This is a genomic window from Aurantiacibacter gangjinensis, assembly GCF_001886695.1.
In the GTDB taxonomy this organism is placed as follows: Bacteria; Pseudomonadota; Alphaproteobacteria; order Sphingomonadales; family Sphingomonadaceae; genus Alteraurantiacibacter; species Alteraurantiacibacter gangjinensis.
Genome location: NZ_CP018097.1, coordinates 1,990,916 through 2,009,343, shown reverse-complemented (window position 1 = coordinate 2,009,343; position 18,428 = coordinate 1,990,916). Strand labels below are relative to the sequence as shown.

20 protein-coding genes and 1 tRNA gene are annotated in these 18,428 nt (G+C 62.2%); 2 read left to right on the top strand and 19 right to left on the bottom strand.

Going from position 1 to position 18,428, the window contains the following annotated elements; translation table 11 throughout:
- Positions 1 to 7: 7 nt before the first annotated feature.
- From BMF35_RS09855 to BMF35_RS09830, 6 genes are all read right to left on the bottom strand, one after another.
- Complete coding sequence (locus BMF35_RS09855) at positions 8 to 706, bottom strand: TadE/TadG family type IV pilus assembly protein (RefSeq protein WP_047005790.1); 699 nt, start codon at positions 704 to 706, stop codon at positions 8 to 10.
- Positions 703 to 1,293: a TadE/TadG family type IV pilus assembly protein gene (locus BMF35_RS09850; RefSeq protein WP_047005789.1), complete on the bottom strand. Its 591-nt coding sequence runs from the start codon at positions 1,291 to 1,293 to the stop codon at positions 703 to 705. Before BMF35_RS09850 ends, BMF35_RS09855 begins: the two co-directional genes overlap by 4 nt.
- The gene (locus BMF35_RS09845; RefSeq protein WP_156172038.1) at positions 1,293 to 3,224 is read right to left on the bottom strand and encodes a pilus assembly protein; all 1,932 of its coding nucleotides are present in this window, start codon (positions 3,222 to 3,224) and stop codon (positions 1,293 to 1,295) included. Before BMF35_RS09845 ends, BMF35_RS09850 begins: the two co-directional genes overlap by 1 nt.
- Before the next feature lie 91 nt (positions 3,225 to 3,315).
- Complete coding sequence (locus BMF35_RS09840) at positions 3,316 to 3,756, bottom strand: TadE/TadG family type IV pilus assembly protein (protein WP_052765903.1); 441 nt, start codon at positions 3,754 to 3,756, stop codon at positions 3,316 to 3,318.
- Positions 3,757 to 3,760: 4 nt separating this feature from the next.
- Positions 3,761 to 4,264: a TadE/TadG family type IV pilus assembly protein gene (locus BMF35_RS09835; RefSeq protein ID WP_047005787.1), complete on the bottom strand. Its 504-nt coding sequence runs from the start codon at positions 4,262 to 4,264 to the stop codon at positions 3,761 to 3,763.
- Positions 4,261 to 5,856 carry a TadE/TadG family type IV pilus assembly protein gene (locus tag BMF35_RS09830; RefSeq protein WP_082115589.1) on the bottom strand — a complete coding sequence of 532 codons (1,596 nt, stop codon included), beginning with the start codon at positions 5,854 to 5,856 and terminating at the stop codon, positions 4,261 to 4,263. Before BMF35_RS09830 ends, BMF35_RS09835 begins: the two co-directional genes overlap by 4 nt.
- Before the next feature lie 315 nt (positions 5,857 to 6,171).
- On the opposite strand from BMF35_RS09830, the gene BMF35_RS09825 reads away from it, so the two are divergent.
- Positions 6,172 to 6,822, top strand: a complete 651-nt coding sequence (locus BMF35_RS09825) for a squalene/phytoene synthase family protein (protein ID WP_047005786.1) — start codon at positions 6,172 to 6,174, stop codon at positions 6,820 to 6,822.
- Positions 6,823 to 6,854: 32 nt separating this feature from the next.
- Positions 6,855 to 7,322 (top strand): EF-hand domain-containing protein, encoded by a 468-nt coding sequence (locus BMF35_RS09820; RefSeq protein WP_047005785.1) that lies wholly within the window; start codon positions 6,855 to 6,857, stop codon positions 7,320 to 7,322.
- On the opposite strand, the gene mazG is transcribed toward BMF35_RS09820, so the two are convergent.
- The 13 genes from mazG to lpdA all read right to left on the bottom strand — a co-directional run bounded on the left by mazG (position 7,323) and on the right by lpdA (position 18,427).
- Positions 7,323 to 8,075, bottom strand: a complete 753-nt coding sequence (mazG, locus tag BMF35_RS09815) for a nucleoside triphosphate pyrophosphohydrolase (RefSeq protein WP_071961203.1) — start codon at positions 8,073 to 8,075, stop codon at positions 7,323 to 7,325.
- A 71-nt stretch (positions 8,076 to 8,146) separates the two neighbouring features.
- Entirely contained in the window at positions 8,147 to 8,314 is a 168-nt protein-coding gene (locus BMF35_RS13755) for a hypothetical protein (protein WP_169819284.1), read from the bottom strand.
- Entirely contained in the window at positions 8,311 to 9,078 is a 768-nt protein-coding gene (locus BMF35_RS09810) for an MBL fold metallo-hydrolase (RefSeq protein ID WP_047005783.1), read from the bottom strand. The genes BMF35_RS13755 and BMF35_RS09810 overlap by 4 nt, the downstream gene beginning before the upstream one ends.
- Entirely contained in the window at positions 9,075 to 9,869 is a 795-nt protein-coding gene (locus BMF35_RS09805; RefSeq protein WP_047005782.1) for a TatD family hydrolase, read from the bottom strand. Before BMF35_RS09805 ends, BMF35_RS09810 begins: the two co-directional genes overlap by 4 nt.
- Positions 9,869 to 11,425 carry a methionine--tRNA ligase gene (gene metG, locus BMF35_RS09800; protein WP_047005781.1) on the bottom strand — a complete coding sequence of 519 codons (1,557 nt, stop codon included), beginning with the start codon at positions 11,423 to 11,425 and terminating at the stop codon, positions 9,869 to 9,871. The genes BMF35_RS09805 and metG overlap by 1 nt, the downstream gene beginning before the upstream one ends.
- Positions 11,418 to 12,395 carry a DNA polymerase III subunit delta' gene (locus BMF35_RS09795; protein ID WP_047005780.1) on the bottom strand — a complete coding sequence of 326 codons (978 nt, stop codon included), beginning with the start codon at positions 12,393 to 12,395 and terminating at the stop codon, positions 11,418 to 11,420. Before BMF35_RS09795 ends, metG begins: the two co-directional genes overlap by 8 nt.
- Positions 12,392 to 13,027 (bottom strand): dTMP kinase, encoded by a 636-nt coding sequence (gene tmk / locus BMF35_RS09790; RefSeq protein ID WP_047005779.1) that lies wholly within the window; start codon positions 13,025 to 13,027, stop codon positions 12,392 to 12,394. Before tmk ends, BMF35_RS09795 begins: the two co-directional genes overlap by 4 nt.
- The gene (locus BMF35_RS09785) at positions 13,024 to 14,154 is read right to left on the bottom strand and encodes a D-alanyl-D-alanine carboxypeptidase family protein (protein WP_236781515.1); all 1,131 of its coding nucleotides are present in this window, start codon (positions 14,152 to 14,154) and stop codon (positions 13,024 to 13,026) included. The genes tmk and BMF35_RS09785 overlap by 4 nt, the downstream gene beginning before the upstream one ends.
- 66 nt (positions 14,155 to 14,220) lie before the next feature.
- Positions 14,221 to 15,282: a septal ring lytic transglycosylase RlpA family protein gene (locus BMF35_RS09780; protein WP_236781514.1), complete on the bottom strand. Its 1,062-nt coding sequence runs from the start codon at positions 15,280 to 15,282 to the stop codon at positions 14,221 to 14,223.
- Entirely contained in the window at positions 15,266 to 16,300 is a 1,035-nt protein-coding gene (locus BMF35_RS09775; RefSeq protein WP_052765900.1) for a lytic murein transglycosylase, read from the bottom strand. Before BMF35_RS09775 ends, BMF35_RS09780 begins: the two co-directional genes overlap by 17 nt.
- A 325-nt stretch (positions 16,301 to 16,625) precedes the next feature.
- A tRNA-Ser gene (locus BMF35_RS09770) sits at positions 16,626 to 16,715 on the bottom strand.
- A 58-nt stretch (positions 16,716 to 16,773) separates the two neighbouring features.
- The gene (locus BMF35_RS13640; RefSeq protein WP_156172036.1) at positions 16,774 to 16,929 is read right to left on the bottom strand and encodes a hypothetical protein; all 156 of its coding nucleotides are present in this window, start codon (positions 16,927 to 16,929) and stop codon (positions 16,774 to 16,776) included.
- A gap of 85 nt (positions 16,930 to 17,014) precedes the next feature.
- The gene (gene lpdA, locus BMF35_RS09765; RefSeq protein WP_047005777.1) at positions 17,015 to 18,427 is read right to left on the bottom strand and encodes a dihydrolipoyl dehydrogenase; all 1,413 of its coding nucleotides are present in this window, start codon (positions 18,425 to 18,427) and stop codon (positions 17,015 to 17,017) included.
- Position 18,428 lies beyond the last annotated feature (1 nt).

The following is an 18,428-nucleotide window of genomic DNA, read 5'->3' as shown; positions in this document are numbered from 1 at the left end:
GGCGCGCCTAGCGGCCCGCATAATTGACACCGCCATAGGTGGCGCAATCGGCTACGGGATCGGGATTGACCGTGTCCCTCTGGTAGATCTGCGACAGGTCGCGGTCGGCGCGCACGGTGTAGCTGGCGACAACGCTGATCGTTCCGTCGTCGAAGGTGAAGGGCTCGCCGATGATCGGCTGGTAATCGTAGCTGACTTCCACGAACATCACCGCGCCGCCAGCGAAAGCGATCACTTCCTGCCCGGTCGGACCCATTCCTGGGAAGTCGTCGGAACTCTCCCCATCACCCGCCAGCCCGTAGCTGCTGGTATGGCTCTTCGCGCCGACGCAGCGCTGCCAGTGGATATATTGCTGGTCTTCCGTGCCCGGCACGACTTCCAGGCTGCTCAGGATGACGCGGCCATTGGCGTAAAGATCAAGCGCATTGCCGCCCTGCAGTTCCGCACCATAAAACAGGTCGTTGATATCGGATTCAAAGATGCGCCGGTCTTCCAGCACATCCTGCTCTCCGATGCGCGAAGCATTGTCGGCGATCTGGTTGGCAAGCTGCGAGACTTTCATCTGCACCAGGACGCGGTTGGCGACTTCCACGCCCATCAACCCGACCCCGAGTATGAACGGGAAGGCGAGGGCAAATTCGGTCATCGCGACACCGGAGGGGCTGCGTGACAGGCGGCGGGTCAGGCGGGCGAGGGTGCGCATCATGGACAATTCCCCACAGCAGCAGTCACCTCCTGAAAGTTGAAAGGCTGGTTGCGCAGCACCGTGACTGCCGTCACCGTGGTTTGCGGATCGAGATTGAGCAGGCCGGGCAGGGGGAACATGCGGTCATAGGTAGCGGTGACCTGATACAGCACGGCATCGCGCGCGCCGCTGCTGTCGGAAGACGCGCGGTCCGCATCCCAAACGCCATTGCCGTTTACGTCCTCGAACGGCTCGTTGTCGGCGCAGATGCCATCGCCATTGGTATCGGTGAAATCCTCCGCCTGGCCGACATCCGTGTAATTCTCATAGGCCGAGCGTTGGAAGGTGATCGTGGCGGTCGGCAAGACGTGACGCACTTGCGCGGTCACGGCGGCATCGAGTGCATCCGGGTTGTTGGCGAAGGCCTCGATCGTCGAATCCCTCGCCGCCTGCTGCGCCGCGCCTTCCACCATCGTGTCGGCGTAAAGGTGGTAGGACAGGTCGAACAAACCCATCAGGCCGACGATCATGACCGGAGCGATCAGCGCGAATTCCACCGCTGTCACACCAGCCTCATCGCGAGCGAATGTCCTGCCCAACGCCCGCATCAGCCGGTGATCCTCAACTCGCTCATCGCATTGGCGATGGCTTCGAAAGCGTCGTTCAGCTCTTCGGCATTGGACGCCTCGAAGGAGCGCCCCGGCCCTGCGCACTCTGTCATCAGGTCCGTCAGGCCGGTGCCGAAAGCGATGACCCAGACGGTGATGTTGCGGTTTTTCACCTGCTCGCAGGCGACCCCGAAGCGGTTCTCGATGACACTCGACAATTCCTCGGCATCGCTATCGCCATCCCAGCGCCGCTGGTCGAGCGGATCGATACCGTAGGCGCCATAGGCGAGATCGTAGGGCTCGGTCTGACCGTCAGTCATCCAGATCAGGTGGCGCGAGCGCGTGCGACCATTGGCGTCGCCGTTCTCGGCAGCGTAAAGCCCGGTCGGCGAGAGCAGCCGCCCACCCCAGATCATGCCGATGTCGTGATAGGTCGCGCCATAGGGCCGCAAGGTGTCGAGATAGCCGTCGAGCTCGTCGCTATCCATCTCTTCGAGCTTTTGCGCGGCTGCCGGGCAATCGGAGAACCACCAGCGCCCGCTGTCGACGTAATTGTCCGTGGTGCGGACGGCGCGGGTCGTGAAGTCACCCGACCCGTTGCCTTTGATGGAGCGAACGTAAATCTCTTCGGGATAGCGCGGGCGCCACTGCGTCGAGGGATCGCCTGCCGTCGGCACCAGGTCGATATCGAGGTCCAGCGCCCGGCTGAAATCGACATTGTCATAGTCGTCGATCCGGTAGGTATCGCGTTCTTCGATACAGCCTTGCTGCTCACTGCGCCATGCCGACACATCGCGACTTATCGGGGCGTAGCGCCACAACGTCCGGTCGAAGGACGGCACTTCGGTAACGCGCTCGTAATTTTGCACATGATTCGTGTCGACCTGCTGCTGCACCTCACAGACTTGTCCATTGCGGCGCGTGCGATACCGTGTGCCATTATGGGTGCGTGTCATTTGCTGGATCGTCAGGATCGCTAGCGGGCTGCGCTGCATTTCCATGCGCGGGCGCCCGTTCTCGGTATCCGTCACTGCCACATTGCCAGACGGCTGCGATCCGTTGCAACGCCAACGGCCGTTCTGATCGGCGCTGGAAGCCTCTTCCCAAGTTGCGGCATAGGTGCTGATCGTGCTCCAGTCCGACCGGTTACCGGAGACATACGTCCAGTTGCGAGCGAAGGTCCGTCCTATTGCCTCATTGGGAATGCGGATACCTGTGTCTTCGCGGCCCTGATAGGTCCAGTTCGAAACGACCCATTCGTCCTGCAGCAGGTGGCCGACATTCACATTGGTCGCATAGGGTACGAAGCCATAGCGGATCTGCGTATTCGGCGCCTTGCCGGCCTCGATTTGCGTATGGAAATTGCGGATGACGGCTTTTACGCTTTCAAGGCGCGACATCGTATCGCCCGCATTTGTGTGGCGCATCGAGCCTGTCGTATCGAGGACCATCATCACATCGAGATTGCTGAAATTCAGCAAGCCCTCGCAGGTGACGCTCACATCCATCCGGTCCCTTCCGAACACCCGCATGAGAGTAGTCGGCACGTCGACGGAGGCGACGCCGGAAATCGCATAATCGTTTTCCAGAGTCATCTGGAAGCTGCGGTTCTCGGTGCCGTATATGCCATTGGCGAAATTCAGATTGAAAAAGCGCTGACCGGTGGTGGCAACATCGCTCGGTACGACATTGTTCACGGCCACTTCTGCACCCAGCCGCTGGCGAGCGGCAAGGACGCCCGCATCACATGCTTGCTGCAGCTTGGCCTGCGCCAGGTAGGCGCGGCCCATATCAACGCCGCCGCCGATCAGCGCCAGCATCGGGAAAAGAGAGGCCGCAAAGATCGCCATGACATTGCCGCGCGTGTCGCGGGCAAGGCGGCGAAGGACAGTCGGTCCGTTGGCAGTGGAAGGGCGGGGCAGTCCAGTCACGCTGCACGCTTTACGGACCACCCCTGATGGGAGCGTTTCCGAAACTGGTTAATTTCTTTACATTCTTCGCAAGCGAAGCGGGCCGGGGGCGTTACTCGTCGAGGAGGAAGAGCGGGCGGTTGTAACGCACAATCGGCATGCTGATGTCGGCGAATTCCAGCAGGCTATCGGTCTGGTAAGTCACGCGGATTTCCATCTCCGTTGCTCCCGAGACGCGCTGCGTTACGCTATCGTCGATTTCTACTCGAACCCGGTTCTGGTCCAGCATGTAGGGCGCGCCCAGAGCGTGGTTTTCCGCAAAGGTGCGCAGTTGCGAAGGCGAAAGCTCGTTGCCGGTCTGGTATTGCACCATGGCATAGCGCGCCACATCGGCCGAGACATTGCGGATGGCGTTATAGTTCTGCATCGCCATGCCGACCTGCATCACACCGAAGAGCATCAGGAAGAGTGCAGGCGCGATCAGTGCGAACTCGATCGCCATAGCACCGGTTTCATCGCGCCGGATACGCTGCAGGAATGTGCTTGCCATCATCGACCTATCCAATCTGCACTGTGCGGATCACATTGTAGTCTACCGGATCGCTTACGCCCCATTTCACCCAGATCGGGGTGTAGTTATCCTGGAGCTGGACCTCGATGAAATCATAGCGGACGTCGGTAGCGCATCCGGCGATGTTCGTGATGTAATCGGTCGCGGTGCCACAGCGATAAAGCGGCTCGACGGAAATGGTCGCAGTACCGCAGGTGAGCGGGGCGCCACTGGCTGTATCGTTCGGAACAGCGGTCTCGCAAATCGAGGTAGCCAGGATATCGCGAACGGTATCGCGGTCCTCGACGGTTTCCGGAATGACGGCACGCACCACGGCAGCGGCTTCCGCAGCTGCGCTTTGTAATTCGGTCTGACGGGCGACGATATTGCTCACCTCGAACCCGCCCAGCGCCATGATCAGTAGGACAGGCGCGACAAAGGCTGTCTCGATGGCCATGGACCCGCGCTCGTCACGCGTGATCCGGGCGACGCGGGCGAGGGCGCGCATCATGCCACGAGCCTCACGCGGGCTTCGGTGCTAACCACGGTCGTGTCTTCGCTCGAACCGCCGGGGCAGAACGTTTCCATATCGGTCGTACCGGTCAGCGTGATGTTCCGTGCCGCGATCATCAGACACTGGCTGGTCACACCGGCGGTGCCAGCGAAGAAAACTTCGCTCTGGGGGAAATACAATGTCCCGTTGAGGATCGTGTTTGCATTACCGTTGATCCGATGGCCGTTATTGCCGGTACCGGGTCCGTCCCGGTCCTCGAAAACCAGCATGCCGGCCAGGTCGTTGGCATCTTCGGGCGAAAGCCCTGCAGACATAAGGTCGGATGCGGTCATAGCAGTGAGATTCACATCAGCGCCGCCGTTGATAGTGATGCTCGCCCCGTCGTACAGGACAAACATGACACCGGCACCGGTCACCTCGTGCTGGCCGTTAATGCGCAGCTCGCCGCCGTAGATATTGTATACGCCAGGCGCGAAGGCCGTGTCGCAACCGATTTGAATATCGCTGTAGCTACCGGGGCGGACATTGCCCGCCTCGCCGCCTTCGATCACGGTCACATCGGAATAGGTCGTCGTGATTACGCGTTCGCGCTTGCGCCATTTCTTGTTTCTGCCGCTGCCGCCAACTTCCGTCCAGATGGTCTCGCGCTCAATCTCTGTGCCAGCAGCGGTGCCTGACGGGACGACAATATCGTTTGATGTGCTTGTCGTGTCCGTATCCGCATTACCGTTCGGATTCTCCCACGGGTCGACGTTGTTTTTATTGGCGCCTTCCCAATAGGTGTAGGTGTTCTGCGAACGGACCGTGACATCGGCGTAGGTCGTGTCGGATTCAGCCGAACAGGAATACGTGCGCGAAATCTGCGATTCCGTCGGATTGGGCGGGCTCAGCTCTTCGAACGGATCGTACAATCCGCTCATATATTCCATGATGATGTCGTCGGTGTTGTCCTTCAACCACTCATCGATACCGCCGGCCGAGAGAATCCAACCAGCCTCGATCGTCGGGTTGCCGTTGACGGTGATGGATTCATCATCGGTCGACAGTGCTGCAAGCCCGCAGCTGGCCGTCAGAACAGAGTTACCGCCGATGGTGATAGCGCCAGCATCATCGAGATCGGTCGCAATCAGGCAGCTCGTAAAGGTCGCGCCTTCCTCGAAACTTGCCTGGGCATAGGCGTGGATCGTCGCCGCTTCATTTGTCAGGAAGCTGGTGAAGGGAAGGGATTTGGTGGCCGTGGCCGAGACCGCAACCGAATTATCCGTGCCGCCTGCAAAATTCGCCAAACGCACATTCGGATCGGCATTGAAAGCGTCTGTAACGGACAGGTTGGCTTCGAATTCCTGTTCGGCGCGAAGGACGTATGTGGTCTCGGTGTCCTCATCGGCGGCTGCCCATGCGCCGGCGACGGCTGCCTGGTCCACCGCATATTGCAGTTCGCGCTTCCACATATACCACTGGGTGACGTCGACACCGAGGCCGGCACCGCCAATCAGCACCGGCATCCCGAGTGCTACCAGAAGCGTCGCATTGCCGCTGTCACACGAGTTAATGCCAGCCAGTTTTTCGCGCATCAACCGTAGGATCATCGATTTCACCTGTTATTTTCTTAGCGATGCTCGCAGGTCTACGACTTGCGTGGTTACGCCGGTGTAACGGTTTGGAGTTAACATTCTGTTGGCGATGCCATCCCGCACAGATGGCCGGTTTTTCCGTCGTATTTTCGCATCTTCACCACCGTGTCGTCGGCTCCGCGGGCGCAGATCGGCCCTTTTCTCGTCATTGCAGCGCTTTACGCGCCGCCTGTCAGCAAGCCGTGAAAGGACATGGTTAAATTGGTAATAGCCCGTCAGCATGACTGCGGGTTTTGACTTGGACGCCGCTTTGCCCGAAGGCCGCGCGCGATGAATGAAGCGCTCCTCGAAACGCTGCCGGTCGCCCACCGACTGGCATTAGCCTACGCGCCGCGCGACGCGCGTGAGGCGACGCTGGCGGTACTTGCTCTCGATGCACGGCTCGCGAAGATCGTGCGCCAGCGCGGGGAACGCCTGATCGCCCAGATGAAGCTTGCCTGGTGGCGCGACCGGTTTGCCCAGCCGCCTGTCGAGTGGCCGAAGGGTGAGCCCGTGTTGGAACTGCTGCACGCGGCGAATGTCAGCCCATCGCACCTCTCTTCTGCCGTCGATGGATGGGAGATCCTGCTGGCCGAAGAACTGGATGCCGAGGCGGCTCGCGGGTTCGCGCAGGGCAGGGCGGGCCTGTGGCACGCTCTCACTGCCGATGAACCGGAGGTAGTCGGCGCCATCACGACCGCCGCACGGGAATGGGCATTGGTCGATCTTGCGCTCAATCTCGGCCACGAGGATGACCGTGCGGCCGTTATGGCTCTGGCCAAGGAAGAAGCCTGGGCGCGACCCGCGCTACCCAAGCGCCTGCGCCCACTGGCAGTTCTACACGCCCTCGCGCGGCGCAGCATGCGAGCCGGATCGCGAGACCTCCTCGACGGGCCGGGCGCAATGATGACAACGCTACGGGTTGGCATCCTCGGACGATAGCGTAATCTCCGTATCAGTAAGGGGATTTACGCATGAATCGACTCATCCTTGGGGCGCTCGGAGCGCTGGCGTTTGTCGGGCTGGGGCTGTTCTGGATGCAGGGCAGGGCACAGGTGGAGCAGGGCGCACCGCCGCCGGAGCCGGAAGCCACGGAAGAGGTCGACGATCCCGACGCCTTACCCAGCGCGAACATTGCCGATCTCACGGGGCCGGAGCCGCCCGAAGCCAGCGAATTGACGCGGGAGCAGCGCCGTTTCTTCCGCTATGACCGAAATCGCGACCTGCGCATCACCCGCACGGAAATGCTTTCCACCCGTACCGATGCATTCCGGCGGCTGGACACCGATGGCAACAATCTGCTGACATTCGAGGAATGGGCGGTGCGCACCAGCAGCCGTTTCGAGGAAATGGATGCGGATGACGACCAGGAGCTAACGCAGTCCGAATTTGCGACCAGCGCCCCGGCACGGCGTCCGCAGCGAGCAAATTGCAGCTGTTGATCAGCCCTCAGCGCGTTTTACCTGCTGCCAAAGCGCTTCCTGCGCATCGAGGTCGAGACTGGCAAAGCGCCCATCGCCCAGCGCTTCCATGGCACGATAGCGCCGTTCGAACTTGCCGTTGGCCGCGCGCAGCGCATCTTCTGGTGCGATACCGTAGGCGCGGACTAAATTAACCGCGGCGAATAGCAAGTCGCCCGCCTCTTCCTCGCGCGTCGCCTCATCGGCCTCGGCAAGCTCCTGCATTTCTTCGCGCAATTTCGCAGCCGGGCCTTCGGTGTCGGGCCAATCGAACCCGTCTCGCACCGCGCGCTTCTGCAGTTTCTCGGCGCGGAGAAGGGCAGGAAGCGCGCGGGCCACCCCGTCCATCGTGCTGGTCGCGCCGGATTGTTCGCGCTCGGCCGCCTTGATGTCTTCCCAGCGTTTGCCGGTCATCGTGCCGCCTTCATCGCCGAAAATATGCGGGTGCCGCGCTTCCATCTTGTCGGCGATGGATCGCGCGACGTCATCGAAGGCGAAGTGTCCAGCTTCCTCCGCCATGCGCGCATGGAACACGACCTGCAACAACAGGTCGCCAAGCTCTCCCTGCAAATCCGCCATGTCATTGCGCTCGATCGCATCGGCAACTTCATACGCTTCCTCGATCGTATACGGCGCGATGCTGGTGAAATCCTGCGCGACATCCCATTCGCAGCCCGTCTGGGGATCTCGTAGGCGCGCCATGATCGCGAGGAGGCGGGTCAACTCGTCTGACAAAAGCGATGATCCTTTGGGATGATAATATATATTATGTAAAGTGTCGGCGATGCAGCAATGTCAGCTGTGCCTTACACCATCACGCTGAAAAGCAGTCCGACGGTGACAAATATGGCCGACCATATCAGGATCAGCTGGATCGTCTTCGATGCGCCAAGCCTGTACGACCGGTATCCTGCGATCACCAGCACCAGCCATCCGAGCATGGCAACGATCGACGCGATGCCCATTTCCGTCATGCCACAAGCTCCATTCCATCATAGCCGACAAGCACATTGTCGGGCGTCTCGGCGCTCAAGGTCGCATAATCCATGCTCTTGTCGAGATGCGAAAGGACCATAGTCCTGACGCGCGCCTTTTTCGCCAGGTCCAGCGCCATGCCGAGATGCGCATGGGTCGGGTGTGGCTCACGGCGCAGACAGTCGGTCACCAAGATATCGATGCCGTCGAACAGGTCGATCATATCGTCTGTAATCTCACAGAAGTCCGTCGCGTAACCAATTGATTTGCCGTCCGCTTCGAACCGGTAGCCCGTAGTGGTCATAGGCCCGTGCGGCATTTCCGTATGCTCTACGGAGAACCCTGCGTGGATTCGCAGCTTCTCCAGCGTGCTGAGTTCTACAATGGTGTCGTAGCCATGCTCCCCACTGAAAACATAGCCGAACCGGCTGCGCAGCCGCCGCACGCATTCGTCAGACGCAAAACCTGCAATCGGGCCGCCGCGCCCGAAGCGCATGGGACGCAAATCATCTATGCCGTGGCAATGGTCTGCGTGATCGTGCGTCCAGAACACGCCGTCGACTCTAGCAATATCATTGGCGAGCAGCTGCGCCCGCAGGTCGGTCGAGGTGTCGACCAGCAAGCGCCGGCCTTCATTGCTCTCGACGATGATGGAGACCCGTGTGCGGCGGTTCTTCGGCTCGTTCGGATCGCATTCGCCCCAATCGTTGCCGATGCGCGGCACGCCGGTCGACGTGCCGGAGCCGAGCACGATGAGCTTCACGCTGGCGCCTTCGCTTTAGTAAATAGATTGAAGAAGTTGCGAGACGTTCCTGCAGCGAGGTCTTCGCTTGTCTCGCCGCGCAGGTCGGCCACAAATTCCAGCGTGTTGCGAACGAAGGCTGGCTCGCAAGTCTTACCGCGATGGGGCACCGGCGCAAGGAACGGGCTGTCCGTTTCCACCAGCAGCCTGTCGCCCGGAACCTCTTTGGCAAACTCCTGCAATTCGCGCGCATTCTTGAACGTCACGATGCCCGACAGCGATATGGTCAGCCCCAGATCGAGCACAGCGCGGCCGAACGCGGCCGAGGCGGTGAAGCAATGGATCAGCGCCGGGAAGGCGCCCTCCTCCATCTCCTCGCGCAGGATGGCGACCGTGTCCTCCTCCGCATCGCGCGTGTGGATGACGATGGGCAGTCCCGTCTCCCGGGCCACGCCGATATGCATACGAAACAGGTCGCGCTGCACCTGCCGGTCGGACTTGTCGTAATAATAGTCGAGCCCACTTTCACCGATGCCGATGACGCGGGGATTGTCCGTCGCATCGCGCAGCACCTGCCGTCCAAGATCGGCGTGTTTGTCCGCCTCGTGAGGGTGGATGCCCACGGTTGCCCACACGTCGCTCTCCTGCTCCGCCAGCCCGACGATATCGCGCCATTCGCGCTCCCGCGTGGAGATGTTGAGAAAGCCGGTGACGCCCGCGGCGCGCGCATTGGCGAGCACATCCTGCTGGCGCTCGACCAGTCCTTCGTAATTGAGGTGGCAGTGACTATCGATGAGCGGTGCGGAAGCCATTACGCGTCCTCGCCCTCGGGCATTTCCAGGCGCGGGAAGACCGGCTGCGGGTTGTCGACAGTGATAACTCCATTGTCGACAACTGTGCCCGAAAGCGCCGCGAAATCGCGCGCCTCCGCCGGTACCATAAGCGCATCGAGCAATTTGCCGCTCGCGGCCGGAGTCACGGGCGCAACGGCAATGGCAAGATCGCGAATACAGAGGCTGAGCGTGTGGAGGACGCGCACCATCCGCTCCGGGTCGGTCTTGCGAAGCGCCCAGGGGGCCTGTTCGTCTACATAGGCGTTGCAGGCATAGACAGCCTGCATCCAGGCCTCCAAACCGGCGGTGAAGGCCAGCTTTTCGAACTGCGCGGGCAACTCCTCGGCGCAAGCAGAGCGGACCTTGGCAAGCAATTCGCTGTCGACATCTTCCACCGGAGCGGTCGGTTCCAGCCTGCCGTCACAGCGTTTGGCCACGAAGCTCAGCACACGCTGGGCGAGATTGCCGAAGCTGTTCGCCAGCTCGGAATTGGCCCTGTTTACAATCGCTTCGCGCGAATAGGTGCCATCCTGTCCGAAGCTGAACTCCCGCAGGAGGAAGTAGCGCAGCGTGTCCACCCCGTAGGCGTCCACCAGCTCGCCCGGATCGGTGACATTGCCGGCTGACTTGCTTTCCTTCGTTCCGTCGCGGCTGAGCAGGAAGCCGTGGGCGTAAACCTGTCTCGGCAGCGCAATGCCGGCGCTCATGAGGAAAGCGGGCCAGTATACGGTGTGAAAACGCGTTATGTCCTTGCCGACAAGGTGCAGGTCCGCCGGCCAGAACTTCGCCATGTCGTCCGTCTCGTCCGGATAACCGACGCCCGTTAGATAGTTGGTAAGCGCGTCGACCCACACATACATGACATGGCCGTCGCTGCCCGGCACCGGCACGCCCCAATCGAAGCTGGTTCGGCTCACCGAAAGATCGCGCAGCCCGCCTTCGACGAAGCGCATCACTTCATTGCGGCGGCTTTCCGGGCGGATAAAATCGGGATTGTCGCGATAAAGCGCCAGCAGCTTGTCACCATAGGCCGACAGCTTGAAGAACCATGTTTCCTCGGCGGTCCATTCAACGGGCGTACCTTGCGGCGAAAGCTTGTCGCCGCCCTCGCCCTCGACCAACTCGCTCTCGTCGTAAAAGGCTTCGTCGCGGACCGAATACCAGCCTTCGTAGCGATCCAGATACAGGTCGCCATTGGCTTCCATCGCCTGCCAGATCGCTTGGCTGGCGCGGTGGTGGTCCTCCTCCGTGGTACGGATATACCGATCATATGTGATCCCAAGCTTGTCGAACAGGTCTTTGAAATGGGCCGACATATCGTCCGCCAGGTCACGCGGAGTCTTGCCGAGGTCGCGCGCCTTTTGCGCCATTTTCAAACCGTGCTCGTCCGTACCGGTCTGGAAGCGGACCTCGCGGCCCATCTGGCGGTGGAAGCGCGCCAGCACATCGGCGGCGATCGTCTCATAGGCATGGCCGATATGCGGCTTGCCGTTGGGATAGTGAATCGCGGTGGTGAGGTAGAAAGTATCAGCCATTTGCGGGCGTCCTAGAACCCGCAAGATTGGCAAGCAAGGTGCCGATCTCCATCACCAGCAATCCCGCATCGAAATTGTAAGTCGGTGCCTGTCCGGCAAGGCGCACCAGCGCGCCGTGGGTTTCCACCAGCGCAGGTATGCCCTCCCCCTGCACGCTGCGCATGTGATCGGCGACGACGGCCCGGGCGAGTTCGATGGCGGCCAGTTGTTTGTCGCGCGAGGGCCGGTTGCCCATGGCGCCCGCCAGTTCTCCGCGCAGGCGAAAATCGGGATCACCATGATCGACTACGCGGCGCATCAAAGCGTGTACGCGGCCCAGATCCAGTTCGACGAAATCGATGGCCCCCCCGGGCGAACCGCTGGCGGCGGCAATGGCGGCAGCGCGCATCTCGGAGCTCGCTTGCGGGCTTTCGCGTGAGAGCACGGCGTCCATCTCGTTATCCGAGACGCGCGGGAACGTGAGCACGCGGCAGCGCGAGCGGATCGTCGGCAGCAAACGGCCGATGCGATGTGCGATGAGCAGGAAATACGTGCCCGCAGGCGGTTCCTCGAGGCTCTTGAGTAGCGCATTGGCTGCGCCCGGTTCCATATCGTCCGCCGGATCGATAATGACCGCGCGGCGGCTGCCCAGCGTCGGGCGTGTGGTGAGGCGGCGCTGCAATTCGCGCACCTGATCCACCTTGATATTGCGCGCCAGCTCGAACGGCTTGCCGTCAACCCTCTTGCGCGCCTCGCCATCGTTCTTCGGCGGATGGCTGACATAGCGGATATCCGGATGGTCGCCATCGGGCTGCGGCACGCCGTCTTCAGCCACCAGCTCTCGCGCGGCTGCCATGGCGAAGGCGGATTTGCCGACGCCGCGCCTGCCGGAGAGGATCCAGCCATGATGCATCCGTTCGCCGGCGAGCGCGCGCCGCCACTGCGTCCATGCCGCGTCATGGCCGATATAGTCGGACGGTAAGAGGCTCACCCGCCCTCGCCTGTCAGCGGCGCCATGGCGCGAGCGATGCGATCATGCACGTCCTGCGGGGAGCCATCGGCGGAGATGCAGATAAAGCGCTCCGGATCGCTTGCAGCGAGGGTACGGAAACGGTCGGCCACACCCGCATGGTACTCGGCAGAGCGCCCACCGATGCGGTCGGCATTCTCACCGTCACGCTCTGTAAGGCGCCGGGCGACCTCTTCGCTCTCGGCAGTCAGCAGGAAGGTCACGTCGGGCATCATGCCCCAGGATCCGATGTTGTGAAGCGCCATGATGGCATCGTCGAACAGGTCGTCTCCCCCGCCCTGGTAGGCGCGCGAGCTGTCCACGAAGCGATCGCACACCACCCACGCGCCGCGCTCCAGCGCAGGGGCGATGGCATGTTGGACATGGTCGGCCCGCGCCGCGGCGAATAGCAGCGCCTCGGTACGCGCGCCGATCTCCAGATCGCTATCGAGCAATAGCGCGCGGATCGCTTCGGCACCCGGGGTGCCACCCGGTTCGCGGGTCAGCAGCACGTCGAGCCCTCGCGCCCGCAAGGCATCGCTTAGCATGGCTGCCTGGGTGGATTTGCCGACGCCTTCGCCGCCTTCGAGTGTGATGAACTTGCCGCGCGTCATGTGGCCCACTTCCTGACGGCATTGATCACGCGCTGCAAGGGATTTGCCTGCGCCACCGGATGCGCGGCCTCCAAGGGCACTTCCAGCGCGATTTCGTCATCGATGCTAAGTTGCAGGCGGGCGATCCGGTCGCCTTCCGCGATGGGCGCGCGCACCGGGCCGCGATAGACGACATTCATGGTCCAGCGGGCGCGATCAGCCCCGCGCGGCAGTGCCGCGATGACGTCTTCCGGCGTGCGCAAGGCGACACGCTGCTCAGCCCCGTCCTGGACGAGCGCGCTGCCCACTTCGACCCGGCCCGGAATGACGGTCCGCTGCTCGAACTGGTCGAAACCCCATTCCAGCAAGTCGCGCGATGCCGTGTCGCGCAGGCGTCCATCCGGCGATCCGGCGAGGACCATTACCAGCCTGCGCCCGTCACGCTCCGCCGATCCGAGGAAAGTGAAGCCCGCTTCGCGTGTATAACCGGTCTTCATACCATCCGCGCCATCGACGCGGCCTGTGACGGGATCGTGATTGGCCTGCGTGATGTCGCGCCAACGCAAGGTTCGGTGGCCGAAATAGCGGCGATAGAGGCCGGGATAATCCTCCGTGATCGCTTCCGCCAGCACAGCGAGGTCGCGCGCGGAGGTGTAGGTCTGGCCGCCATCCGGATAGCCGTTTGCGGAACCGAAATGTGTGTCGGCCATGCCTAGCTCGCGCGCGTTCTCATTCATCAGCGCAATCCAGTTTTCCAGCGAGCCGGTCGCTGCCTCGGCCAGCGCTACGCTGGCATCATTGCCGGAAACGGTCGTGATGCCGAGAAGCAGCTGGCCGATCGTCGGCCGCTCACCCGCGCGCAGGAACATGTTGGAGCCCTCGGCATACCACTCTTCCTCCAGCTCGTCGGTATATTCGAAAGGCATGGTGATGCGCAGCGCGCCTTCGTCGATCAGCTTGAAGGCGGTGTAGGCCGTCATCACCTTGGTGACCGAAGCGGGCACGAAACGCCGCTCCGCCTCGCGCGCAAACAAGGTCTGCCCGGTCGAAAGGTCGACCAGCAGGCCCACGGGGATCTCGTCCGGAACGGGAGCGGCGGGCGGAGCAGGCGCGGCAGGTGCCGGCGCGATGGCAAGCGTGGCTGCCAAAGCCAGACAGACTGCCGACATGATGCGCAATATGATCTCCGCAGCAGCTGCGCGGCGGGCCGTGGCCTAGCCGCTCGTCAGGATTCGCGCATCGCTATACCCCGCGCGTCGCACGTTTGCGAGCGAGGCCTCGGCTTCTCCACGGGTTGCGAAGGGCCCGGTGCGGACGCGGAAATACTCGCCGGCGGGTATCACGGTGCCACCAAGAGCGGCGGCAGCCCGGCGAGCATTGTCCTGGCTGGAAAAGGTCGCGGCCTGGACTGAGAAGCGGCCCTCCGCCTCCGGCGTCACAGTGACTATAGCGACCGGCTCTTCGACAGGCGTCTCTTCGGCAGCATCGATCGGCTCGACAATCTCGGACTCGGCGAAGACCGTTTCGAAACTCTCGGTTTCGCCGAGTTCAGCATCCGGATTGTCGTTCACAGCGACTTCGGCCGTATTCTCGTTTGCAGCGGACCGCTCGCTGCGCGGCAGTTCCATGGTCTGGGCCGTCGAAGGTTCGACCTCAGCTGTCTCCAGCGGTTGCGGCGCGGCACGATCGGCTGCAAGCGAGGCCGAACCCGATGGCGGCAAGCGACGGCGCAGCACCGTCACCAGCGACATCGGCGTATCCATGCGCAGCGGTGCCGCATCGCCCCCACGCAGCATGGCGCGCTGTTCTTCGGGCGGATTGACTCGGCGCACGCGCACGGGCGCGTCGGCAGAAGCGCCGAGCTGCGCCAGAGCCGCGGGCGAAAGCGCGATCAGGTGGTTGGATGCCATCGGTCCGCGCCGCTCCACGCGCAGCAATACGGTTCGGCCTGTATCCAGCGAGGTGACCTCGACATAGCTTGGAACAGGCAATGTGTGATGCGCGGCGGTGAAGCCCATCGCACCTGCATCCGTGGTGAGGTAGCCCACCTCGTCGTAATTCAGCACATCGGCCGGTGTGTAGGTGACGCCGTCGATCGTATAGGCGGGTCCGATCGTGATGGGATAATCCGCAGACGGTCCATTCTGTACAGGCACCGCGACCTGCGCGGGCGGCAGGGCGCCACCCGTACCGCAGGCGGCGAGGCCAGCGGCAAGAAACGTGGTTACCATCAGGCGCGGATACGCGCGGCGGTTCTGGCTATCGGGCAATCTCATCTGCAAGCAATCCCACACTCATCGCGTAGTAATTCGAGCAGTTATATTCGAGGATAACCCTATAATTCTGGGTTAAGAGGTATCCGGGCGCTGCCGGGCCGTCGGGTTCGAACAGGCTGGCCATGGTGTCGTCGCTGATGGCGCCGCGCGGTGTAATGCCCCTCTCGCGCCATTCGCGAACCGTCATCCAACGGCTGTGGCGGACATGCACGCGCGGGCAGACGGGCGAAACGACCTCGTTCTCAATCCCGCTGCGGTCGGCGCTATTGGGGACATAGGCGCGCACCGCCCATGGCTCGCCCGTGCGCCATCCGGCATCGCGGAAATAATTGGCGATGGAATGCATGGAATCGGCGGTCGAGTTCCAAACATCGGCCTGCCCGTCCCCGTCACCGTCGACAGCGAGGCGCAGATAAACGCTGGGGAGGAACTGGCCGTTACCGAATGCGCCCGCCCAGCTGCCTTCGAGGCGGGAGCGCGGCACGCCCTGCTCCACCATCTTGAGCACATCGATCAACTCCCGCTCAAAGAGCTCTCGCCGACGACCGTCCCAGGCCAGCGTCGCCAGGGAGCGAGGCAGGTCGAACCCGCCCATGACTTGGCCATAGGCGGTCTCGTGACCCCAGATAGCAACGACGATTTCTGCGGGAACGCCGTATTGCCGCTCGATCTGCCCGGCAATCGGGCCGAGGCGCGAGAGGGCGCGGTGCCCGCCATTAATGCGCGAGGCGGTGTTATGCCGCGCGATATAGCCTGCCATGCTCGGAAAGCCGCTGGACGAGGTCGACAACCCGCTGGAGCCAAGCTGGTCGCGATCGAGCTCCAGCACGCGGTTGTTCGGCGTGAGGCCGTTGAACACGCGGTCTATCGTGGCCTGTGATACGCCTTCGTCCCGCGCTTTTTCTGCAACATCGTCGAGATAGCTGGAGAAACTCTGCTGCTGGGCGGAGGCGGGGGCGGTGGTGAGCAGGAGGGCGGCGGCAAATGCGGCAATCCGGCGCAGGGGGCGTTTGATCATGCTGCGGGTTTAAGCGATTGGCGGGGCATAGGAAATGCCTCGTTTGGCACATGCGGCGAGGTGAGTCACTGACGCGCTGGATTGAGTAACAGGGTGGGATTGGCCTTCGCTTTGCTACGGCTCTTTCCGGAGCGTTGCGTCTCCGAGTCCGAACCCAGGGATTCTTTCAGCACCGGGATCCGCCAGCAGACGCTACCTGAAGAGGTGTCTGCTGGCGGACAGGGTGGGATTGCGCTTCGCGCGCCTCCGCTTCGCTGCGGCTCCGAACCTTGAGTTCTCTCCGCATTCCAATCCGCCATCATCGCACGCCTGTGGCGCACGCTGCTGGCGGACAGGGTGGGATTCGAACCCACGAAGGGCTTGCACCCTTGCTGGTTTTCAAGACCAGTGCATTCAACCGCTCTGCCACCTGTCCGCGAGCGGTTTGGCGGTTAGCGCAAGGCTACGCAGCTGTCACGTACCGAAAATGCAGGTCAGTATGCCTGCTCGGGAATGTGCATTGCGCGGCGACGGGTGTTCGGTTCGTCTGCCTGTGCGCCCTGCCCCAAGCTCGGAAAGCCGCCATAACCGTTTTCGCGGCCGGCAACGGGCTGGTGGATATCGCGACCTTCGACCAATTCGTATTCCATGAGCGTCTCTCCTCTTGGAGAACCAACGCCTGTTACGCCAAACTTATCCGCGATTTGCGACGAACCGCCGGTCGCAGCGCCACCGTCAGATATGCAACGCCCGCCCGTAAGCACCCAGCACGCTTTCATGCATGCTTTCCGAGATAGTCGGATGCGGGAAGACCGTCTGCATCAATTCCGCCTCGGTCGTCTCCAGCGTCTTGCCGACGACGAAGCCTTGGATCATCTCGGTCACTTCCGCACCGATCATATGCGCGCCCAGCAGCTCTCCGGTTTCGGCATCGAAGACCGTCTTGGTGAAGCCTTCGGCCTCGCCCAGCGCGATGGCCTTGCCGTTGCCGATGAAGGGGAACGTGCCGACCTTTACCTTGTGGCCCGCCTCTTTCGCCTTCTCCTCGGTCATACCGACGCTGGCGATCTGCGGATGGCAATAGGTGCAGCCCGGGATGTTGCTGCGGTCGAGCCCATGCGGGTGGACATCCTTGTTGCCCAATTCCTGCGCGATGGCCTCTGCACAGGTAACGCCTTCATGGCTCGCTTTATGCGCCAGCCATGGGCCGGGAGTGCAATCGCCGATGGCCCACAGCCCCTTGGACTTCGTTCGGCCGTACTCGTCGATCTGGATGAAGCCGCGATCCATCTCCACCAGCTTGTCCAGCCCGATATTCTCGGTGTTCGGCTGGATGCCGATCGCCGTGATGCAGTGGGTGAATTCGTGGGTAGCGACCTTGCCATCCTTGCCCTTGATCTTGGCGGTGACGCCCTTGCCGGTCACCTGCACATCTTCGACGCCCGCGCCGGTCATGATGGTCATGCCCTGCTTGGTCAGCGATTTTTCGAGGAAGGCGGACACATCCTTGTCCTCCACCGGTACGATGCGGTCGAGCATTTCGACCACCATTACGTCCGCGCCCATATCGTTGTAGAAGCTGGCAAACTCGATGCCGATCGCGCCCGAGCCGATCACCAGCAGCTTCTTGGGCATTTCCGGCGGCGTCATCGCGGTGCGATAGGTCCAGATGCGCTTTCCGTCTTCCTTGGCGAACGGCAGGTTGCGCGCCCGCGCACCGGTGGCGACGATCACGTGTTTGGCGGAGAGCTTCTCCTCGCCCTTTTCGCCCTTCACCGTCAGGCTGGTTGCGCCCGTCAGCGTGCCCTCGCCCATGTGCACGGTGATCTTGTTCTTCTTCATCAGATGCGCGATGCCGCTGGAAAGCTGCTTGGCGACACCGCGGCTGCGCTTCACGACCGCGTTCAGATCGGCCTCGATCGTGCCAGCCACCTTCAGGCCGTAATCGCCGGCATGTTCCATGAAGTGCTTGATCTCTGCCGAGCGTAGCAGCGCCTTCGTCGGGATACAGCCCCAGTTGAGGCAGATGCCGCCAAGGTTCTCCCGCTCAACGATGGCGGTTTTCAAGCCCAGCTGCGCGCAGCGGATCGCCGCGACATAGCCGCCGGGGCCGGAACCGAGAACGATGACGTCGTAATTCGTGCTCATT